The organism is Zunongwangia sp. HGR-M22 (assembly GCF_027594425.1).
GTDB lineage: Bacteria > Bacteroidota > Bacteroidia > Flavobacteriales > Flavobacteriaceae > Zunongwangia.
The window spans coordinates 1,916,084-1,937,109 of the sequence record NZ_CP115159.1 but is presented as its reverse complement, the minus strand read 5'-3'; the positions used below and the strand labels follow the sequence as shown (position 1 = coordinate 1,937,109).

The following is a 21,026-nucleotide window of genomic DNA, read 5'->3' as shown; positions in this document are numbered from 1 at the left end:
ACTTTATGAATATGGAACTTTTAAAACCCGAAGTTCAGCAATTTGTAAATGAAAATCTTCGAGCAGATATTTCTAAATTGGTTTTAAAAGGAAGTCCTTTTGAAAAAATTAGTGCGGCTGAACTGGCTACTCAAATTTCAGGAAGAAAAATCGCTGAAAGAAAACTGCCTGTTTGGTTTGAAAATGAACATATCTTATATCCACCAAAATTAAATTTAGAGCAAACTTCTTCGCAAATTACTGCGGAATATAAAGCGTCTTTGGTTTCAGGAAAGCGTTTAGCCGATCTTACCGGTGGATTTGGCATCGACAGCTATTTCTTTGCGAAAAATGTAGAAAACCTGTTCTACAACGAATTAAATAAGAATCTAGCTAAAATCGTTCAGCATAATTATAAAGCGCTTAAAGTTGAAAATATTGAAGTGAACTCTGGTGATGGGCTCCCATTTTTAAGAACTAAAGAACTTAAGTTCGATTGGATCTATTTAGACCCCGCTAGAAGAGATGATCATGGTGGGAAAGTTTTTCGCCTGGCAGATTGTACTCCAGATGTAGTTGAAAATTTACAGTTATTATTCGAAAAATCAGATCATATTCTAATAAAGACTTCCCCTCTACTCGATCTAAAATTAGGCATTTCTGAACTGAAATCTGTAGCTGAAATTCATATTGTAGCTGTCGAAAATGAGGTGAAAGAATTGCTTTGGATTTTAAAAAAAGATAGTACTTCAACAGTAAAAATTATTACTAAAAACTTCAGTAAGAAAGATGATCAAAACTTTCAAACGATCTTAGATGAAGAAGAACAACCCAGTTACAGTTTGCCTGAAAATTATCTTTACGAGCCGAACGCTGCGATCATGAAAAGTCAATTATTCGGTAAACTTTCCAATAAATTTGAGGTAAAAAAGCTTCATCAAAACTCTCATTTATTTACTTCAGAAAAAAATATAAATTTCCCGGGAAGAAAATTTCAAATTACTGAAATTATAGCTTTTGGATCGAAAGAATTAAAGAAAAAGTTTAAAGGGAAAAAGGCCAATATTAGCACGCGTAATTTCCCTATGGATGTATTGAGTATCAAAAAAAAATATAATATTAAAGATGGCGGTAATGATTATTTATTCTTCATCACCAATCTAAAAGAAGAAAAAATAGTTATTGTTTGTAAAAAATCTTAACTGCGACGCAACCATTTTAAAATTAGTGTATCTATCTAAAAATCAATCAAATGAAACAATTATTAGTTTTATTATTTTCTATCATTACTGTTTCTACTTACGCTCAAGAATCATCGCTACGCATTTTTTATGGATTTGCTGACGCCGAACTTTTAGAAAGCGAAGATTTAGATGGAGGCTCCAATAGCGAGGTAGAAAACCTTTTTGAGTTAGGCGTGGAATATACAATTCCTATTTCTTCTAAGCTAAGTATAATGCCGGGACTTACCTATACTAAAACAGATTTGCAAACTAGCTCAACGTTATACTATGACTTACTTTCATCCTACTATAATGAAAGGAATTACACACAACCTGCTCCACTACTTGAAGAAATAGAATTATTATCCATTCCTGTTTTAGTGGAATTTAGTTTTTGGAATTACTTTTTTGTAAATGGCGGACCTGTTGTAAGTTTTCAGCTAAATGATAATAGTATTAACTCGCAAGAAGGTATCGGATATCATTTAGGTTTTGGCGGAAAATATAGCTTTAATAATTTATTTATCTATGCAAATCCTTTCTTCAAACAATTTGCAGCTATTGATTTTAAAGATGAACATCGTGATCTTAATTTAAGTCAGTTTGGCGTACATTTGGGACTTGGTTATAAGTTTTAAATCGATCGTAAATCATGAAAAATAATTGGCTTTCGGCTTTCTTTTGGAAATTTTTTCTGAAGTAAAAGTGAAGCCGATATTTGCTGAATTTCAAGTTTAATTTGAAGTTTCTCCCTTAATATTTCCTGAATTTGAGCAGGTTTGATTAAAACTTCTTCTGAAATTTTTATACAAACCGAATCGTTTCCGAAGTCATCTTTTTTGGCTTCAATGATATACTCTGAAATATCTAAAGCATTCATCCCTTCCTGAATATGTTGCGGATAAAGTGAAGTACCTTTAATTTTGAGCATTTGCTTTTTACGGCCTATTACGGGACCAATCCTTTTTGATTTTCTACCGCAAATACAATTGTTTTCAATATTCATTAGCATATCTCCCGTTGCGTATCGTATTAGTGGCATACTTTTAACCTGTAACGGAGTGACCACCAACTCTCCTATCTCTCCATTTTTTGCCTGCTTTCCCGATTCATCTATAATTTCAGTATAAATAAGATTGGGCAAAATATGATTGCCTTTATGAAACTCACATTCAGTAAAAGCAGTAGCCATTTCGGTTGAAGCGTAAGTCGAAAATAACTCAATATTCCATAATTCCTGAATTTTTTTTCGAAGTGCCGAATCTTCCAACTTTTCATTCAGCAAAGATTCACCAATACATATCACGCCTCTAACCGATGAATTTTTGTAATCGATATTATGTTGTTTTGCATAATCGATAAGTTTTAATAGAAAAGAGGGTACAGCGACCAAAAATTTAGGTTTAAAACGTTTAATACTATCCCATTGCAAACCAGGTAAACCACTGCCCGTTCTTACAATTCCAGCTCCCAATTTCCGAAGTCCTAAAAAATAAGCCATCCCAGCCATAAATCGCCGATCTAGCGTTGTAGTGATTTGCACCACGTCGTTTTTTGTGATTCCGGCAATTTTAAAAGATTCGTATTCGTTGTATGCTAATCTTTCCAAATCGGCTTCGTTTAGCATAAAATTTACCGGGTTGCCCAATGTGCCAGATGTAGTTACATGATCGATAATTTCAGTGTAATCGACGGCGAGAAAATCTAAATTTTGCTGTTGCAACTCTTCTTTGGTAGTCATCGGGATTCGACGAAAATCAGCTTCATTTTTTATTGCTGAAATATCGATCGCATTCTCCTTAAAAATCTGCTTGTAAAATGGCGAATTTTGGGAAGCATAATCCAGATGCCGTTTTATCAATTTCCATTGTTCTTGGTGCGATATTTCTGGAGAAAGAAAGTCTTTCATTAGAGTTTTCTATAAGATTTTTTCAGTAATTTTTCCAGATGTTCTTTTTCAGGAAGTGTGGTTACTTCTCGTCTTAAAGCTTGCTTAAAGTCGATAATAGCCTGTTTGTAATTGCCCGCACGATAATAAAACTGTCCGCTTAAATAATACGCCTGCCAAAAATAAGGATTAAGTTGCTTTAATTTTTCAGCTTTTTCTGGATTAATCTGTTCATTGTTATCTAGTGCTAAAATAAATGCCGCGCGTAATTTTAGATATTGCTCATAATCTCTATAATTCTTGGATTGCAAAAAGTCTGATGCAGGAATAACTTCTTCTGTACTCATTACACTCCCATTTACATTTCCTTCTTCAAATTCAGCAAAAACCTTATCTAAATCGTAAGCTAAAAAAGCACCCATCTGATAAGGATTAGCCGAAAGCCAAACCTTTTTTTCTTCAGGTTTAAAAACGATACCGTGATGCGCTAAAAGTTGATTGATCGCTTTTTCATTTCCGTAGCCTATTTTTTTATCATCCAAGCCTTTTCTATTTCGTAAAATTTCTACTGATTTTTCAGGAGATAATTTATCAGCTTCATTAACCAATTCTGTCATACGCTCAAAACGATATTGCGAATGACTTTCTCTAATTGTTTTCTGGTTTCGACTGTCATGTTCGTATTCTGAACTCTGAAAATGATTACTACAAATCAATTGATTGGAGTTTTCAACTTCGTAGATACCGAAATTGTTGGGGCTCACTTCAATTAAAATCGCTTTGTGATCTTTTGCACTGCCAACCATTATAGATTCTGAAACAAATACCTCTCGTTTTTTAGCAATCTCTATTGCTTCATCTAAATTAGAAGCGTGCTGCAATATTTCTCTTGAAACCAGCGTAATAGGATCTTTAGCCAGCATTGGAATCTTAGATTTTCCCGCATTTATCGTTACGGTAACTCCTTTTGCATTCATTCCGCTAACGGCGCCAATCATTCCTCCCCAGGTGTACATCATAAATTTGTGACCTTCATCTGGATTAATAAAGGCTACCATTTTTTGATTGGAAAATTCGTCACCAGCATAAAAATCAAAATTACGCCCTAAGAGTAATTTACCATCTTCCGTTTTATTGTCCCAGGCTGCAAAACTCGTACAACCAACCAGCATTAAATCCTGCAAAGCATGTCCAATATCGTGCGCCCCATGGAAGTAGAGCATTCGCATGTAAGCCGGTGCAAATTCATCGTATTTTTTTAATCCGAATCTAGAAACTCCGTAAATTTCCTGTTTGTATTCTTCGGGAACGTACAAATACATTTTGCGATTAAACCAGGAAACAAGTTTTTTCAGGAAATTTCGATATCCTTCAGAAGGAACCATTTCATTAATTTTCCCCATAAAAGCATTTTCCTGATGATGTATAAGATCCTGAGTTAATGCACCATTGGCTAAGCCAAGTTCTAAGGCATCGCCTTCAATATAAAGTTCCCAAACTCCATATTTATTCTGAAAAAGATTGTTTTTCCCTAATGTAAAATGAGTTTCACTAAGCTTTGTTCTTACGGTATCAACTTCCGCAATACCTGAAATATCGGGCTTGTCCTGATAGGATTTTTTAATTCCGCAGGAAAAAACAAAAAATAGTCCAAAAAGGGCAAAAAGCTTCTTCATTTTATTTCTGTTCAAATACCAAAATTCCGCTCTGTCGATAAGTGATTTCGAAATTAGCATCGAGTAACCACTGTGTTTTAAAGTCTTTATTTAAAACAATTACTTTGTTTCCATAAGTTTTTATAACTCTTTTAATCGCTTCCAATTCCTTCAAATCATGATTGGGAATTACAAAAGTTGAACACGTCTTGGCATTTTCTATTTCAGCAGTAAAATTTAAAAGTTCATGTTTAATACGGAAGCAATTTTTGGCAATGTCTATATCTTCCGATATTTCGTAACCGGTAATGCTGGAATTAGGATTAATATAACTCAGGTAAATTGGGAAAACTCCGATTCCCGAATAGAAAAAGAACACACATTCCCCTTTATCAATAAAATGAGAAACGCGTAAGTAAGGTTCTTTTTTTTCAGCAAATAAAGCTTTAACATCACTATAGACCGGTTTATATCGATAATTATCCAGTACAGCGTCACGATAATATAAATCCTGCTTATAATAGATTTTGTTTCGAATAAAGCTTTCTATTTTACTAAATCGAAATGGTGGTAAGCCTTTCTTTCGGCGATTGATAAATAACATATTAAATAACCACACCTGAATCACAAAAGCCACTAAGACTGCTGAAATCACACCAATTATAGAAACCGTAGAAACCGATTGTAATGCGGGATGTTTGGCAAAAATCAAAGCACCGATACCTAATAATGTAGTGATTACAGATATTAAAATGGACGTTTGATATGTTTTCAATTCGCTTTTGCCTGTTTGATATTCTTTAAGACAAGCGTTGGTGATAAATATGCTATAATCCAGACCTAAACCAAAAATGAATGTTGAAATTATAATATTAAGAATATTGAATTCGATTTCTAATGCTCCCATAATGCCCAGTGCAATAACCCAGGTAATCCCTATAGGAAGCAAGGTTAATAAACTAATTTCCAGATTTCGATAAGAAATTAAAAGAATAAGAAATACAGCTAAAATTGAAATTCCAATAAGACTATTAAAATCATTTTTAAGATTCCCCAAAAAACTTTCGTTTATTCTCTCGCGGTCTATGATAAGAGTATTATCAAGATTGTCGAATTGCGAGGTAAATTCTTCTGAAGCAAATTCACCTAAATTTACCGTAGTAGTAACGGTTGCGAAATCTTCGCTAATCGAGATAAAATCATTAAGATACAGATTAGTAGTATTTTGATAATCGTCTAATTGTAGATTATTAAAATCCTTCTGAAGTAAATTGTAAAAGTCCTTAAAACTTTCTGACTTAAAACCGTATTTTGAAGATTCTGCAAGAATTTTGTTTTTAATTTTTAAAGTATCTCGCTCATTCCAAAAATCTTTCCACTGCTGAATTTTGTTATTTTGAGATTGCGTAGAAAGTACTAACCCACCAATGCTGCTATAACTATTTAATTCTTCTCTCTCACTAATGCTTTTAACTTCCTGATAAACTTTAGAATTTTCCTGAAGCGCCTCATCGATGGTTTTGCCGTAGCTTACCAAATAGAGTGTTTTTCCGCTACTATTGGCGATATTCTGGATTTTCTGTTCTGCTTTTTTAATCGCTTCAGGCTGAAAATTAATTTTACTGAGATCGTTATTAAATTCAACTTTGGAAAAAAAGAAAAGTCCTAAAATAAATAGTGCGATCACTCCAAAAAACAAAGGCTTAACTTTAAAAAAACGAATCCCGGCGAACTTATCTAAAAAAGTGATTTTTTGAGTTTCGCTAATTCTCTTTCCGTAAAGAACAGGTATTAAAAGCAAAGCTAAAAAAGCAGCAAACACAACGCTAAGCGCAGCAAAAATCCCTAAGTCGTTTAGCGCTTCACTATTTACAAACAAGAGACATAAAAACGCCATAGCAGTAGTAAAACTACTCATTAAAACAGGCGTAGTTACTTCTTGGTACAGCTTTTCAATATTATGATTATTGCGGTAATGTGTTAAAATATGCAGCCCATAATCTAAAGTAATGCCCAGCAAAATTGAACCTATGCCAATTGAAATTGCAGAAATACTGCCTTTAAAAATATAGAGGATTGCAATTGCCGTTATTGCCGCAATAATCCCCGGAATAAAAAGAATTAATGGAACATAAATTTTACGGTAAAAAAAGATAAGTAAAATCAGCAAGATTGAAATAGCAATACTAATAGTGATTTGAACATCTTTTTTAATCTGATTGGCATTAGCTAAAGAATATAGAACTCCGCCAAAAAAGTCGCCTTCTACACCTTGGTATTTCGAGTTCAATTGCTGCTGAAGCTGCTGAAGCTTATCTACAAATCGATTATTTTTATTAGTTTCTGAAGCTGGTAATGTAGGAGTTATAAAAAGAAGCAAATGCTTTTTATCTTTAGTTAAAAGGTAATCGTTGTAAAGCAAATAATTATCCCCTATTTGTAATTCTCTAAGCTTTTCTAAACCAATGGGAGCTAAACTTAATGGATCCTGAAAAATAAAATTTTTAGTAACAATACCCGTAGGAGAAATTATGCTTCGATAATCTTCCTCTATTTGTTTTGCTATTGCTGAATCTGATAATTTTTCATCTATTCTAGCGTAATCTTCTTTATCCAAAAACAAAGGAAGATTTTGATACACAAAATTGTAAATTTCTTTAATGCTTTCTTCAGGAACTTTACCTTCAATATTTTCTATAAAATCAGGCATTTTTGAATTGACTGAATCTATAAAACGATCGGCATAGGCCGTTAATTTTTGTGGTTGCTCTTTTTCCGAAGAAATTGTCACAACGATCTTATCTGAAAATTCAGTTTCGCTCAGAATTCGCTTTAGCACATCCTGATTTTTTCCCGAGGGTATTAAGCCTGTAACATCTTCTTCTAATTGTACTTTCGAAGCCAAAAAACCTACACCGGCTACAAAAATCAATACTGCAGAAAAAAGTAGTAGTTTCTTTTGCTGAAAAAAATAATAAGATTTAAGAAAAAAATGATGCATTTAAGATTAGATGATCTGCTTTTTATTCAAGACCGAAAATAACAAATAAAACACAATCCAAACCAGTATTGAAGCAGTAATTGCCAGAATAAGACTTCCTAAAATATACTGCCCTAATCCAAGAAAAACATCTGTAGTAGAGCTTATTTTTTCTAATTTTAAACTCCAATCCCAACCATTCCCAAGGATTACAGATCCTACCTGAAAACTTAAATACAAAATTACAGGTATAAAGGGTGGAATACTTATATTGGAAAATAAAAAAGCGATTATTTTATTTACTTTGAGAAAAGCGGCTAATACAAAAACTAAAAAAGTGTGTATTCCCCAAAATGGCGATAATCCCACAAAAATACCAACAGCAATTGCAGTAGCTTTTTTCGCCGGACTATCATTACTTCTTATAATATCTTCTTTCCAAAATCGCTTAAATCCTTTTTGCTTAAAATCGCGGTATTTATTACGAGGATGAATCCAGAAAAAACTTACCAGTACAAACCACATGTATAATAATGTGATTCTTACAATATCCCAAAAAGGCCGAAAATGGCTTACGCGATTCTTCTCGTCGTAAAGCACTTTTATAGGCACATTTTTTACATCAACTTTTCGCCAGCTTGCTTTAACGATAATTTCAATCTCAAATTCAAATTTCCAAGTATAATAAGTGACAGAATTTATCACTTTTAAAGGATATAAACGATACCCACTTTGCGTATCATGAAGCTGAAATCCAGTTACCACCAGATACCAATAACTCGAAAAATCATTTCCGGTAGCACTTTTCCCGGGAACGCCATCGCTTCCCATATTTCTATCACCAATTAAAAGGAGTTCTTTATCGCCGGGATTTCTTTTTTCCAATTCAGTTAAAAAAACGTCTAAATCATCGGGATAATGCTGCCCATCAGAATCTATTGTGATCGCATAATCATACCCTAATTCTTCAGCAATTTTAAATCCTTTTTTAAGAACTACGCCTTTTCCACGATTTTTCTCAAAATTTCTTATTTCAATAGCATCGAAATTCTTGAGAATATTCTTGGTATTATCGGTACTTCCGTCATTTAAAACAATAATCTGATTGGTATAAACTAGAAGATCTTCCAGTAAAGAAGCTAAAGTACCCTGATTGTTGTAAGTAGGCACTATGATACAACAATTTAAAGCTCTAAATCGATTTTGATAAATTCCGGCGGTACTCAAATTAATTCTTTTGTAAATGCAAAAGTATTAATTAAAAAGGCCGAAACATAGGAATATCGAAGTAAGAAAAATGATTTTTAAACAGCTTTATATAAAGCATTGAATTTTAAAGCTAAAGCATCATTTTGTTTCGCTACTCCTTGTACTTTAGTAATCCCATTTTCTTCGATTATTTTGGTTTCAAGAATAACCTTATCTGAAGTATTAGGATCTACGACCGCCATAAATTTGACATTGGTTGCTTTAATCAATGCTAAGTTTTTATTTGTACGCCTTTCAGCTTCCTCTTTAAAAAGATGCATTAAAATTACGCCAGGAGTCACGGGTCGATCCGGAAAATGACCGGCATAAAGAGAATGAGATTTTTCAATAGATATTTTAGTAACAAATGTTTCTTCTTCTTTAGAAGATTCCAAGACTTTGTAAAAATCTTTAAGCAACATAATAGGGATTTATTCTGACGAAAATACAGAATTAAGTTCAAAAATGACTACATAATATAGGTTATAGCCTGAAAAAACACCAAATTTTCTTTTATAATAAAAAATGTACTAAAAAATTATATTATGGTTGAAAAACAGAAGGTTTTATAGGCTTATTCATTTCCCAATTTTTAAAACTGATTAAAGTATAATCACCAGTTTCCTCAAGTAATTTCACCGATTGAAGCATTTTATCATTACCAAAGCTCATAATTACTTTTTCAAACATATCGACCATATTTTTATCTTTTGGAGTAATAATGGCTTCTACATTAGTATTTTTCTTTTGATATTCAACTTCAAAATGTTCATCATCTTTTAATAATTTTCCATTAAGACTTCCAGTAATAAGATCACCAAGTTTCGCAAACATTTTGTTGCTGCTCATATCCTGTTTACTTTTATGTCCATCATCATCGATGTACAAAAAGTTATCTTTAAAAAGTAATGAATATGGGAAAGGTTTCGTGTACTCCCATTTTATAATATCTGGAGATTTGTAATAAATTTTACCGTAAGAAGTCGATTCAGCATCCATCATTTTCATCACTTTGGTTTGCTCGAATTCTCCGTAAAGACTTTTGGCCGATTCCATTTTTTCGGTAAGCTGTGAAGATATTTTTAAACTCACACTAGTAAAATTGTTACTTTGTGCAAACATTCCCAAACTGCAAAAAAACAGTATTATACTAATTATACGCATTGATTTTAAATAATTGATCTGGCCTAATTGCCCGATATCCGTTTGATTTTAGATGCAACAACAATTGTTCCAATATTATAGGTGTTTGATCTTTATTATCATGTAATAGAATCACATCACCGGGTTTCAGTTTTCGCTTTATACGGTTCACAATTTTAGACTTATCGTTTAAAATAGCATCGTATGTTCTAAGATTCCAACCAATAACCAGATGCCCTGTTTTATCTAAGGCACTTTTAGTTTTAGGATTAATAATCCCAAAAGGTGGTCTAAATAAATTGAGATTTAAACCTGTAATATCATTTGCTACTATGTTGCATGCATCAATCTCTCTTGCTAAACTTTTAGAGGAAAGAAATCCCATCTTTCGAGTATGAGAATAGGTATGATTTCCTATAATGTGTCCTCTTTCGATAATATCCTGCGTAATTTCTGGATATTTTTCCATTTGCTCACCAATACAAAAAAAGCAAGCTTTAGCATCGTATCTGTCTAATAGGTCTAAAATTTTTGGTGTAACATTTGTAGGGCCATCATCAAAGCTTAAACAAACCTCTTTTTTTGGATGATTTTCTTGATGATGAAATCCATTAACGAAGACATTCCACCTGATATTTGTAGAAATGGTGATTAAAAAAACAGGATATATAATTGCGGCAGCTGCAATAGGCCAAAGCGCAAGTCCGTTAACACCACAAAACATCGCCACGGCAATTAAAAAAATCCAGATAAAGAAATTTAGAATACGGAATTTCAAAGACTTCGAAGCAAAGTTAAACTATGATTTTTGCCAAGATACTGATTATAAATTAAAATTGATTTTGGCTTTTTTACTGAAATAGCATTCAATTTTAGTTGCTGCGGAATTATATTTCTTTTCAAAATTTCTGCACCCAGCCAGCACGCGTATGCTGTCACCGTATTATAATCGCCTACCAAATGCTTATAACCTAACTGAAGCGTATTTTTAAAAATTCCTCCTTGAAGTTGATCATAATAATGATCATATCTTGAGTCGCCATTATTACCAAGAATTACAACATCAAGATCTTCAATATCAAGATCATTTTTCTTTAAAAACCAGCTAATTTCTTCGGTAAGTTTATCTTCTGAAATTATCCGATAAATCGCACAATCAACAATTTCAGCATAAGAATTCTGTGTTCGTATTTCTGAAAGCAAAAAGAAAGCAGCACCTTCTGAAGTTATCGTGCCACCCGATTGAGATTCTAATACTTCCGAAGAATTTATTTTTCCTCCTTTTAGCTGTCCATCTAAATTATAAAATGGCGTACTGGTTTTTGCAAGTTCATCTACTCCCCCAACCAAAACACAGCGCGTTTCCATATCTTCTGTAAATTGAAGCTTAGCATCAATTAATGCCGATTCGAATGAAGCACTATTTTGAGTGTATGTCATGTTATAACCGCTACACTTTAAATCTAGAGCAATCTGTCCGCCAACAGTATTATGTGTGCTTTGGATAAAAGCAGTAGGCGTTAAAAATTGTTCATTTTCATTTAAGATATTCTCCAAAAATTTTTCTGTATCCTGTTTACAGCCCTCACCGGTTCCTACAATTATACTGTCTGGAATGTCTATGCCAGCTTCTGTTAGTGCTTGTTTTGCAGTAAGCAATCCCATTTTAATGGCCTTGGACATCCGCCGAAGCATCATTGGTTTGATGTGCTCTTTATAATTTACTTCTCTGGCAGGAAAGATGTTTTCTTGAAAAACCTTAGCATTTTCTAAAAAAATTTCTTCTTCAGTTTGTGCAGATATACTCGCAGCACCGTTTATGTAAATCTTTCTATCCATTTTTACTGAAGATTAAAGAAGTACAATTTCCTCCGAAACCAAAAGAATTAGATAAAACATGCTCGATATTTGCGGTTTTAAGCTGAGTAACCGGTTCTAGTTTGGTATCCTTTATCTGTGATTCAAAATTAAGATTAGGATAAATTTCTTGGTTTTTTAGGGCCAGCAAACTAAAGACCGCTTCGATTGCTCCGGCAGCAGCGAGCGTATGGCCTGTAAAAGATTTGGTACTACTAAAAGCCGGCATTTCTTTAAAAGTTCTTATCAACGCTCTACTTTCAGAAAGGTCGTTGTTTAGCGTCGCCGTACCATGTGCATTAATATATTCTATGTGATGCGGATTAAGATTGGCCGTTTTCAACGCCTTTTGCATGGCTAGATAGGCACCTTCACCGTTCTCTGAAGATGCTGTTTGATGAAAGGCGTCATTAGCATTGCCATAACCAGAAACATAGCCCAAGATTTCTTTATTCTGTACTGAAGCTGCAGATTCTAAGACTAAATAAGCAGCAGCTTCTCCCAAATTCAACCCCTGTCGATCTTTATCAAAAGGTTTCGGGAAATCTTCAGAATAAATTTTTAAAGAATTAAAACCATTTAACGTAAAGCGAGAAAGGCAATCGGTGCCGCCCACAATTACTTTATCTAGACAACCAGATCTTATAAGTCTCGCGCCCATCATAATGGCATTTGCTGCCGACGAACATGCGGTACTTATTGTTGTAACGTAAGCATTAATCCCAAAGTAATTTGCAATTTGCTCGGTGGTAAACCCTGGATGCTGTGCCTGGATAAAACGGAGATTGGTACCATCTTTTTCATAATCTCGATAAAAACGTTCGGTCATATCCATCCCACCAACGCTTGTACCATTTACAAATCCAATATTGGTGAAATCATTTATTCCAGAAGCTTTCACTGCTTCCTTTAAAGCTAGCGTTCCCAAAAGAGCTGCTCTGGTAAATGCATGATTTTTATCCAAATCCAGCATTTCAGCAAGATCATTATTTGAAGATTTGATCTCGCCAATTGGCAAATTTCGATGAATAGTGTCTAAAATCTCAGGATTTGAAAGTCCGTGTTTTCCCTGAACGAGCGCGCTATGGTTTTCTTCTACATTTCTTCCTATAGAAGAAAGGATCCCAATTCCTGTTACCGCTACGCTCCTGGTCATAAATTATTTTGTACGATTCGCTTCAATAAAATCGGCCATTTTATTGATACTTTCAAAAATCTCCCTACTTTTTTGAGGATCGGTAAGCTTTATTCCGTAGTCTTTTTCTAATAAAACGATTAATTCTAACGCATCGATGGAATCTAAACCGAGACCATCACCAAATAAAGGCTCGTCATTTTCTATATCGCTAACCTCCATATCTTCCAGGTTCAGCTGTTCTATTATACTGGCTTTTAACTCGGTATGCAAATCAGTCATAATCGGCATCGTATATTTTCCTTATTTGTGGTTCTAAAATTTCAGCTTTCGGAGCATTCGAATTTAGCCACAAAAATACATCATATTCATCGTTTTGCAAGTTTAACCAACCACAAACCACTTTTTCTGCTTTTTCAGTTTCAATTAATTGCTCAGAATATTTCAATAATAAATTTGCATTGAACTGATCTTCAATAAAAAACGCATTTTCACTTTTCAGATTAAAATAGATGCTAATTTCTCCCAAAACGATATTTGGTAGCGTATACACAAAAAGTGCAGGCGAAGGAAACTCTTTGATTGATTTTTGATATTTTTTATCACTCTCTAAACTAGAACTTTGATTGCTAAAGATTAAGGCAGTATCTTCATCAAACTTGGTTTTATTTGCTAATATTGCTGAAGCTATAAATCCAATTTTAGAAAGTCGATCCATTTTATGGAATTTTGGATATTTGATTTCCAGGAATTTAAAAGCAGTTTTGATAAATTTACCAGTTCCTTCTTCCGAGGAAAAAACAATTTCACCGTCGCAAATTATCTTTCCGTTTTTGATACGTACCCAATGTTCTAATTTAAGATTCGCCATTTCCTGCTTCTTTTTTAAAAATCATCGCCAAATTGCAGCCACCAAAACCCGATGCTGTTTTCAGCATATATTCGATAGGCACTGAATTTTGATATTGGGTTACTACATTTATTTTTTCTGAAACGCCTAACTGAGTAAAATTCAAACTTGGATAGATCTCGTTATTCAGCATCATATGTTTACAAACAATGGATTCTATTAAAGCTGAAGCTCCTAAAGTATGCCCATAATATCCTTTGATACTATTTAAGGGAATTTCGGTTAAATTATTTCTTGAGACCGCTATAGCCTCCATCTCGTCATTATAAACTGTTGCGGTACCATGAGTAGAAATCGCGTTTATAACTTCGGAAGAAATATTGGCTTCTTTTAGCGAATTTTGAATGCTTTTATGCAAACCTTCACCGGTTCTTGATGGTCCTGAGATATGGTTAGCATCATTCGCTGAAGCATCTCCTACCAAATTTATACAATTTGAATGTGCTTTTTTGCTATCACTTACCAACACTGCAGCAGCAGCTTCGCCTAGATTTATACCATTACGATCTTTAGAAAAAGGTTTACACGCGGTATCACTTAGCGCCTGAAAAGAGTTAAAACCAGAAACTATAAATTTAGATAACATATCGCCACCTACCACAATCGCTTCTGAAAATTGACCAACACTAATCATTTTCTTTGCAACAGATAATGCCAACCCTCCAGAAATACAAGCATTTGAAACCACAATTGGTTTCTGTTTAAAACCGAAGAAATCTTTGATGATTTCATCCAATTTTGATAATAATATGCGCTCTTCTTCAAAACCTAGTAAATCTTCCAAAAGATGAACATTTCCTTTGGTGGTCGAGATTATGAGTCCGTTTTGATTTCTGTCAAAATCCGGATTTTTGTTTAATATCTCCTGAATAGCGAGTAGCATCATTTGCTCTAGCTTGGTAAAATCTTCTGGATTGCCAATTTTAGAAAACACCTTAGATAAATTGTCTGCATCAATAATCCCAGCACAAATTGGTGAATCTAAATATATATTAGTGGCGCATTGCTTTAGACCAGTTGTACCATTTCTCAGCTTCTCTAAATTTTCTAAAGTGGTAAAGCCAAGTGGAGAAATTATGCAATCATCATGTAGGTAAAGGTTATTCATTAAATCAACTTCATTTTCTTTTTCCAATCTAGAAAAAAGGAAGGATTATTCAGCACTAATTCTCCTTTTTTATCGATAAAAACCTGAATAGTCTCGCCGGTACAAATTAATTCTTCCGCTTTAAAAATGCGATAGTTATAAATTATCTTTGCTGCATCGGTATTTACAAAAGTGGTTTCCACTGTAAATTGATCACCATAATTTAGTGGTAATTTATGCTCACAAGATGATTTTACTATTGGCGTGGCAAATCCATTTGCCTTTGAATCTGAATAAGAAATACCGTGTTTTCGGCCAAAATCTTCTCTACCTTCTTCAAAATATTTTAAATAATTACCATGCCATACAATTTGCAAAGAATCGCATTCGCTAAAACGCACCTGTAATTGTAACTGTTTGGATAACTCTTTATTCATCTTAAAAAAATTCAAGAATTAATCTACGGTTACGGTTTTCATTTCTGAAATAGCAATAACCTGGTCGTTTTCATCTAAAGTTTTAGCGGTAACCAAAGTTACATTCATTACTTCATGCAAAATTTCAACATAGGTAGTAAGCTTCTCCCCAACTTTTGGAAGTCGATAAATCTCCACCGATTTTATCGCACCAATAAAACCTGTTTTCGGTTTTGTTAGTCCGCCAATATACCCTTGATAACCACGATGCAAAGACATACTTTGTGCCATATGTTCGATTAGTCCCGGTTCAGAAAAAATGCAGTCGTCATCTACCAAAATATTATCTTTTGGTACTAAAAAACCGGTTATCCCGGTAAGATCCGTATAATCATGTAAGCTATCCACCATTACAAAAGGCGGTTTTTGCGGAATAAGTTTTATAATCTCCTGTGGGTCTAAAATTGGAGCCTGAAGTAAATTTTCTGCCATAAATATTGTTTAGCTGAAATCTTTCCAATAGTCATAAAAATTATACCACTGGTGTGGATATTTTTTAACCATTTTTTCTAGATTTTCAAGATACGCTTTTAAAAGTTCTTTTGGTGTATTTTTTTGCGGAATATAAGGTCTCGCATAGAAATGATACTCATAACTCTGCTCTCGCATAATATGTACAAATAATACAGGAATATTGTTGCGAACTGCCAGTTTAAAAGGTCCCTGCGGAAATTGTGCCATGGCTCCCAGAAAATCGGCTTTCCAGGTTTTCACTTCTTCCATGTAACGATCGGCAGCAAAAACTAGCAGTTCATTATTTTTTAGCGCTTCATTCATTTTAAAGATATGAGATAAATCTTTTTGTAGCACAATCAGTTTTACTTCTGATTTTCCGGTAACCGATTCCATGTAATTTTTGATATTTTCATGCTCAAAATCACTAATTACAAGATTAATTTTGGTTTGGCCGTGCTTTTGATCAAAAAAATGTTTCGCTAGGTTAAAATTACCGATATGCGCAGTTAATAGAATTCCGCCCCTATTTTGTTCCTGAAGGTTTTGAATATGCTTAATCCCGTCGAACTTAAATCTATAACGGTCTTTCGCTCCGCCGGTGATTAAAACACGGTCTAGCTGCACTTTCCCGTACTCAAAATAGGTTTTATAAATATTGAATATTGATTTAAAGAAATTATAACCATGTCTTCTTCGGAAGTAATAATAGATACTTTTAAAAGATTTAGGAGCAAAAAGTAAAAAATAAAAAGTAATAAACGCAAGTAAAAAATATGCCGGGTATAAACCAATCTTCCGAATTATAAAAACATAAATTCGAATAGTAAAAAGTGTACCTCTCGATTTTCCACTCCAGCCGGCCATAACTTAAGAATATAAACCGCCATTAATGTTTATAACTTCTCCCGTGATATACGACGCTTTTTTTGAAGCCAAAAAACTAACTAAATCGGCAACCTCTTCAGCATGACCGAAACGCTGCATCGGAATCATTATTTTTAGCGTTTTTTCATCAAAATCTGACGTCATATCAGATTCAATAAATCCGGGAGCTACCGCATTTACCGTTACTTTTCGTTTTCCGATTTCTTGTGCTAACGCCTTTGTTGCTGAAATTACTGCTCCTTTTGCAGCAGAATAATTCACCTGCCCAGGATTACCTTTCACACCAGATAAAGAAACGATATTGATAATTCTGCCATATCGTTTTTGAAGCATGCCTTTTATGAATTGCTGAGTTACATTGTAAAATCCATTAAGCGAAGTATTAATCACCGAACTCCAATCTTCTTCTCCCATCCACATAAATAAGCCATCTTTAGTAATCCCGGCATTATTTACCACAACCTCTACCACGGCATCTGGATTCGATATTTGCCAATTTTCAATGGCTTTTTTGGTTGCTTCAGGATTGGCTACATCAAATTTTAAAAGCTCACAGTTTGCGCCTAGATCTGTAATAAGTTTAGCGGTTTCTTCCGCAGCCTCGGTATTCGAATGATAATTCAGTAAAATATCATACTCAAGATCTACTGCCAGTTTCATAGCAATTGCTTTTCCTATTCCTCGTGAACCTCCTGTAACTAAAGCGTATTTCATTTAATAAGCATCGTTTTCTTTCAAAGATTTCGTTATATCTTCAATAGAGTTATATAATGGAAAGTCTTCTTTTTCCAGATGGAATTTATCATTAAATTTTTCGAAAATCTCCTTAGACTTGGTACTAAAGCTATCCAAATTATCGATATGCTTCATTCCCTGAATAATCGCCATCATTTGTACGGCTAGCACCTGATAGGCATTATCGATCACCGTTTTAGTTATATTGGCTGCGTTGGTTCCCATACTTACAATATCCTGATTATCGTTATTATTGGGAATACTGTGCACATACATACTATTGGATAGTGTTTGATTTTCTGCCGTGGTTGAAACTGCTGAAAATTGTGCTCCCTGCAAACCAAAATTAAGTCCTAATTTTCCCAAATTCACAAATGGCGGAAGAATTTCATTTAATTTGCTATTTAATAAATAATTTAATTGGCGCTCGCTTAACATCGATAAACGGGTAATTACCAGCTTTAGTTTATCCATTTCCAAAGAAATAAAATCTCCATGGAAATTGCCACCGTGATAGACCATCTGTTTTTCTACGCTCACAATAGGATTATCATTAGCAGAATTCACTTCGTCCATTAAAATATTTTCTGCGGAATTTATAGTATCTAAAACCGGACCTAAAATCTGCGGAATGCAACGCAAACTATAATATTCTTGAACTTTTTCTGAAAAAACTTCTTCTGAAGTTGACGTTTCTCGATATAAGTGATCTTGACGATTTTTAATTCGCTTACTATCTTTTAAATGCTCCTGCATCATTGCAGCCACCTTATGCTGACTCTCATGAAGTTTAGAGCTATTTAATTCTGAAGAATAATGATCGGAATACGCACAAACTATCTCATTAATTATAGAAGAGCAACAAATCGACCATTCTAACAAACGTTTTGCATAAATTAAGTTCACAATCCCAATTCCTGTCATTACTGAAGTTCCGTTAATCAAGGCTAAACCTTCACGTAATTTAACTTCAATGGGTTTTATACTCAATTTGTTAAAAACCGATTTTGCAGCTTTTCGCTCTCCTCTATAAAATACTTCTCCTTCACCAATCAATACTAAAGCCAAATGTGCCAATTGTACTAAATCTCCAGATGCTCCTACTCCGCCATGTTCAAAAATGAGAGGCGTTACATCATGATTTATCAATTGTTGCATGCTCTCCAAAACCGACTTGTTTACACCAGAATATCCTAAGGAAAGCGAATTTAAACGCGCGACCATAGAAGCTTTTACATACAAAGGATCCATAGCTTTTCCTGTTCCAGAAGCATGACTTCTAATAAGATTGTATTGCAACTGCAAACGATCCTCATCCTTTATTTTGTATTGCGCCATTGGTCCAAAACCCGTATTTACACCATAAATGACTTTATCCTTTGCGAAATCCTGTAGGAAAGAAAATGAACTTGTTGCTTTCTCGAAAACTTCTTCCGAAATTTCAAGTTGTTGATTTTCAAATAAAATAAGTTGAAAATCGCTTAATTTTAATGGTGCTTTGATGCTAAGCATAATTTATTACTGAAAATGGGCCTGTTTTGATACGAGCGCAAATGTAGTATATTTAGTACAAATTTTAAGAAATTCTGTTAAATCCCTACGCTAAAACATTTAGACGGAAAGCATCGGGAAGCAAAATTGCACGATCCAGAAGAATCATTATATTTTTTACTTTTACTTCAGAAATATTTCCGCAGTGATAAAATCTAAATTAGACGAATGACTAAAGAATTCATCGATATCTTAATTATTGGAGCGGGCCCATCAGGAATGGTTTCTGCCGGGTATCTTGAGCAGCATGGTGTCCAGGTAAAAGTTGTAGAAAAGCAGTTATTTCCTCGTTTCAGCATTGGCGAAAGTCTTATTCCCAGATGCATGGATAATTTTGAAGAAGCCGGTTTGTTAGAGGTTCTGAAAAATGCTGGTTTTCAGAAAAAATTCGGGGCGCGTTTTATAAAAGACGAGAAAATTGGAGAATTTGATTTTAGCCAGAAATTCGGTAAAGGTTGGGATTGGACCTGGCAAGTACCAAGAGCCGATTTCGATAACATTTTAGCTACTGAAGTACTATCCAGAGGTGTTGATATCGCTTTTGAAACTGAAGTGATAGCAGCTGATTTTAGTAATGAAAATCCTATTATTACGATTCAGGATAAAAACAGATATAAAACACAAATTGAAGCGAAGTTTGTTATTGATAGTAGTGGCTTTGGGCGTGTCCTAGCAGGTTTGTTAGACTTGGAAAAACCATCAAAATTAGAATCTCATTCTTCGGTTTTCACCCACATTGAAGAGATCAATAGACCAGAAGGGAAAGAAGGTGAATTAATTACTTTTGAAATTTTAGAAACTGAAGTTTGGTTTTGGTACATTCCTTTTTCAAATGGAAAAACAAGTTTAGGCTTTGTGGCGCCCACCAATTGGTTTAAAAAATTTGATAATGGTCCTGAAATTGCGTTTGCTGAAATGCTTTCTAAATTAAATCATTACAAAGGCAGATTTGATAATTATAATGTAGAATTTGCTCCTAAGCAAATCAAACATATAGCAAAAAGTGTCACTAGCCTTTATGGTGTTAAATTTGCATTAACCGGTAATAGTGCAGAATTTTTGGATCCTGTTTTTTCATCTGGAGTAAGCTTCGCAACCGAATCTGGGTTAAAAGCGGCTAAGCTTGCTCTAAAAGAATTAAACGGCGAAAAAGTAGACTGGCAAACAGAGTACGAAGACTACATGAAACAAGGGATAGATGTATTTTCCAGTTATGTCAAAGCCTGGTACAATGGTGATTTACAGGACATCATATTTCATCATAATCCTAATCCAGATTTTAAAGAAAAAATATGCGCAGTTTTAGCAGGCTACGTATGGAATTTAGAAAATCCTTTTGTAAAAAAACATCAGAGAATATTAGCCACCGTCGCTAATTATCTAAAACTTGAAAATATTTGATTTTTTTATAAATTTTAAATAACTGAAATGAAGAAACTTAAGTTTAAAAGCCGACTTATTTCCTAAAATTAAAAGCAAAAATCCTTTGAAACTCTTGCAGGGTTCGTAAGTATGGCTTAGATTTGCAACCGCAAAAATACTTGCGAAGTTCTTAAAAAACGGAGAGGTGGCAGAGTGGTAATGCAGCAGCCTGCTAAGCTGTCATCCTTTTTGGATGCCTGGGTTCGAATCCCAGTCTCTCCGCACTATCGCGTCCAAGTCGCGATTCATAAATTACTCGGGGTGTAGCGTAGCCCGGTTATCGCGCCTGCTTTGGGAGCAGGAGGCCGCAGGTTCGAATCCTGCCACCCCGACGAACTAAGTGTCAAACTTTAGTAAAATCACTGAAAATCAAGCATTTTCGGTGATTTTTTGTTT

Annotated in this window: 20 protein-coding genes and 2 tRNA genes; 5 read left to right on the top strand and 17 right to left on the bottom strand. The window is 34.1% G+C overall.

What is annotated here, in order from left to right:
* Positions 1 to 5: 5 nt before the first annotated feature.
* Entirely contained in the window at positions 6 to 1,181 is a 1,176-nt protein-coding gene (locus tag PBT91_RS08405; RefSeq protein WP_270061334.1) for a class I SAM-dependent methyltransferase, read from the top strand.
* A 50-nt stretch (positions 1,182 to 1,231) separates the two neighbouring features.
* Positions 1,232 to 1,840, top strand: a complete 609-nt coding sequence (locus tag PBT91_RS08400; protein WP_270061333.1) for an outer membrane beta-barrel protein — start codon at positions 1,232 to 1,234, stop codon at positions 1,838 to 1,840.
* Here PBT91_RS08400 and PBT91_RS08395 read toward each other — a convergent pair.
* From PBT91_RS08395 to PBT91_RS08315, 17 genes are all read right to left on the bottom strand, one after another.
* Complete coding sequence (locus tag PBT91_RS08395) at positions 1,837 to 3,111, bottom strand: phenylacetate--CoA ligase family protein (RefSeq protein WP_270061332.1); 1,275 nt, start codon at positions 3,109 to 3,111, stop codon at positions 1,837 to 1,839. The genes PBT91_RS08400 and PBT91_RS08395 overlap by 4 nt on opposite strands.
* Complete coding sequence (locus tag PBT91_RS08390) at positions 3,111 to 4,766, bottom strand: C45 family autoproteolytic acyltransferase/hydolase (RefSeq protein ID WP_270061331.1); 1,656 nt, start codon at positions 4,764 to 4,766, stop codon at positions 3,111 to 3,113. Before PBT91_RS08390 ends, PBT91_RS08395 begins: the two co-directional genes overlap by 1 nt.
* 1 nt (position 4,767) lies before the next feature.
* Positions 4,768 to 7,746, bottom strand: coding sequence for an MMPL family transporter (locus PBT91_RS08385; RefSeq protein ID WP_270061330.1), 2,979 nt, complete (start codon positions 7,744 to 7,746; stop codon positions 4,768 to 4,770).
* A gap of 6 nt (positions 7,747 to 7,752) precedes the next feature.
* Positions 7,753 to 8,952 carry a DUF2062 domain-containing protein gene (locus PBT91_RS08380; RefSeq protein WP_270061329.1) on the bottom strand — a complete coding sequence of 400 codons (1,200 nt, stop codon included), beginning with the start codon at positions 8,950 to 8,952 and terminating at the stop codon, positions 7,753 to 7,755.
* Positions 8,953 to 9,029: 77 nt separating this feature from the next.
* Positions 9,030 to 9,395 carry a hydroxymyristoyl-ACP dehydratase gene (locus PBT91_RS08375; protein WP_270061328.1) on the bottom strand — a complete coding sequence of 122 codons (366 nt, stop codon included), beginning with the start codon at positions 9,393 to 9,395 and terminating at the stop codon, positions 9,030 to 9,032.
* Positions 9,396 to 9,516: 121 nt separating this feature from the next.
* Positions 9,517 to 10,065 carry a LolA family protein gene (locus tag PBT91_RS08370; protein WP_270061327.1) on the bottom strand — a complete coding sequence of 183 codons (549 nt, stop codon included), beginning with the start codon at positions 10,063 to 10,065 and terminating at the stop codon, positions 9,517 to 9,519.
* Positions 10,066 to 10,123: 58 nt separating this feature from the next.
* A complete protein-coding gene (locus tag PBT91_RS08365) occupies positions 10,124 to 10,894 on the bottom strand; it encodes a polysaccharide deacetylase family protein (RefSeq protein WP_270061326.1) in 771 nt (256 codons plus the stop codon).
* A complete protein-coding gene (locus tag PBT91_RS08360) occupies positions 10,891 to 11,955 on the bottom strand; it encodes a beta-ketoacyl synthase N-terminal-like domain-containing protein (RefSeq protein ID WP_270061325.1) in 1,065 nt (354 codons plus the stop codon). The genes PBT91_RS08365 and PBT91_RS08360 overlap by 4 nt, the downstream gene beginning before the upstream one ends.
* Positions 11,948 to 13,129 (bottom strand): beta-ketoacyl-[acyl-carrier-protein] synthase family protein, encoded by a 1,182-nt coding sequence (locus PBT91_RS08355; RefSeq protein ID WP_270061324.1) that lies wholly within the window; start codon positions 13,127 to 13,129, stop codon positions 11,948 to 11,950. The genes PBT91_RS08360 and PBT91_RS08355 overlap by 8 nt, the downstream gene beginning before the upstream one ends.
* A 3-nt stretch (positions 13,130 to 13,132) precedes the next feature.
* A complete protein-coding gene (locus tag PBT91_RS08350) occupies positions 13,133 to 13,390 on the bottom strand; it encodes a phosphopantetheine-binding protein (protein ID WP_270061323.1) in 258 nt (85 codons plus the stop codon).
* The gene (locus tag PBT91_RS08345; protein WP_270061322.1) at positions 13,383 to 13,979 is read right to left on the bottom strand and encodes a 3-oxoacyl-ACP synthase; all 597 of its coding nucleotides are present in this window, start codon (positions 13,977 to 13,979) and stop codon (positions 13,383 to 13,385) included. The genes PBT91_RS08350 and PBT91_RS08345 overlap by 8 nt, the downstream gene beginning before the upstream one ends.
* Positions 13,966 to 15,126, bottom strand: a complete 1,161-nt coding sequence (locus tag PBT91_RS08340) for a beta-ketoacyl synthase N-terminal-like domain-containing protein (RefSeq protein WP_270061321.1) — start codon at positions 15,124 to 15,126, stop codon at positions 13,966 to 13,968. The genes PBT91_RS08345 and PBT91_RS08340 overlap by 14 nt, the downstream gene beginning before the upstream one ends.
* Positions 15,126 to 15,542, bottom strand: coding sequence for an acyl-CoA thioesterase (locus tag PBT91_RS08335; protein WP_270061320.1), 417 nt, complete (start codon positions 15,540 to 15,542; stop codon positions 15,126 to 15,128). The genes PBT91_RS08340 and PBT91_RS08335 overlap by 1 nt, the downstream gene beginning before the upstream one ends.
* Before the next feature lie 18 nt (positions 15,543 to 15,560).
* A complete protein-coding gene (locus tag PBT91_RS08330) occupies positions 15,561 to 16,013 on the bottom strand; it encodes a hypothetical protein (RefSeq protein ID WP_270061319.1) in 453 nt (150 codons plus the stop codon).
* A gap of 9 nt (positions 16,014 to 16,022) precedes the next feature.
* Positions 16,023 to 16,901: an LpxL/LpxP family acyltransferase gene (locus tag PBT91_RS08325; protein WP_270061318.1), complete on the bottom strand. Its 879-nt coding sequence runs from the start codon at positions 16,899 to 16,901 to the stop codon at positions 16,023 to 16,025.
* Between the two features lie 3 nt (positions 16,902 to 16,904).
* Complete coding sequence (gene fabG, locus PBT91_RS08320; RefSeq protein ID WP_270061317.1) at positions 16,905 to 17,636, bottom strand: 3-oxoacyl-ACP reductase FabG; 732 nt, start codon at positions 17,634 to 17,636, stop codon at positions 16,905 to 16,907.
* Complete coding sequence (locus PBT91_RS08315) at positions 17,637 to 19,169, bottom strand: HAL/PAL/TAL family ammonia-lyase (protein ID WP_270061316.1); 1,533 nt, start codon at positions 19,167 to 19,169, stop codon at positions 17,637 to 17,639. It abuts the gene before it with no gap.
* Positions 19,170 to 19,376: 207 nt separating this feature from the next.
* Between PBT91_RS08315 and PBT91_RS08310 the strand changes: the two genes are divergently transcribed.
* The 3 genes from PBT91_RS08310 (at position 19,377) to PBT91_RS08300 (ending at position 20,962) form a co-directional block, all read left to right on the top strand.
* Positions 19,377 to 20,609 (top strand): NAD(P)/FAD-dependent oxidoreductase, encoded by a 1,233-nt coding sequence (locus tag PBT91_RS08310; protein WP_270061315.1) that lies wholly within the window; start codon positions 19,377 to 19,379, stop codon positions 20,607 to 20,609.
* Between the two features lie 160 nt (positions 20,610 to 20,769).
* Positions 20,770 to 20,852, top strand: a tRNA-Ser gene (locus PBT91_RS08305).
* Positions 20,853 to 20,887: 35 nt separating this feature from the next.
* Positions 20,888 to 20,962: transfer RNA gene (locus tag PBT91_RS08300), tRNA-Pro, on the top strand.
* The last annotated feature ends 64 nt before the right edge of the window (positions 20,963 to 21,026 follow it).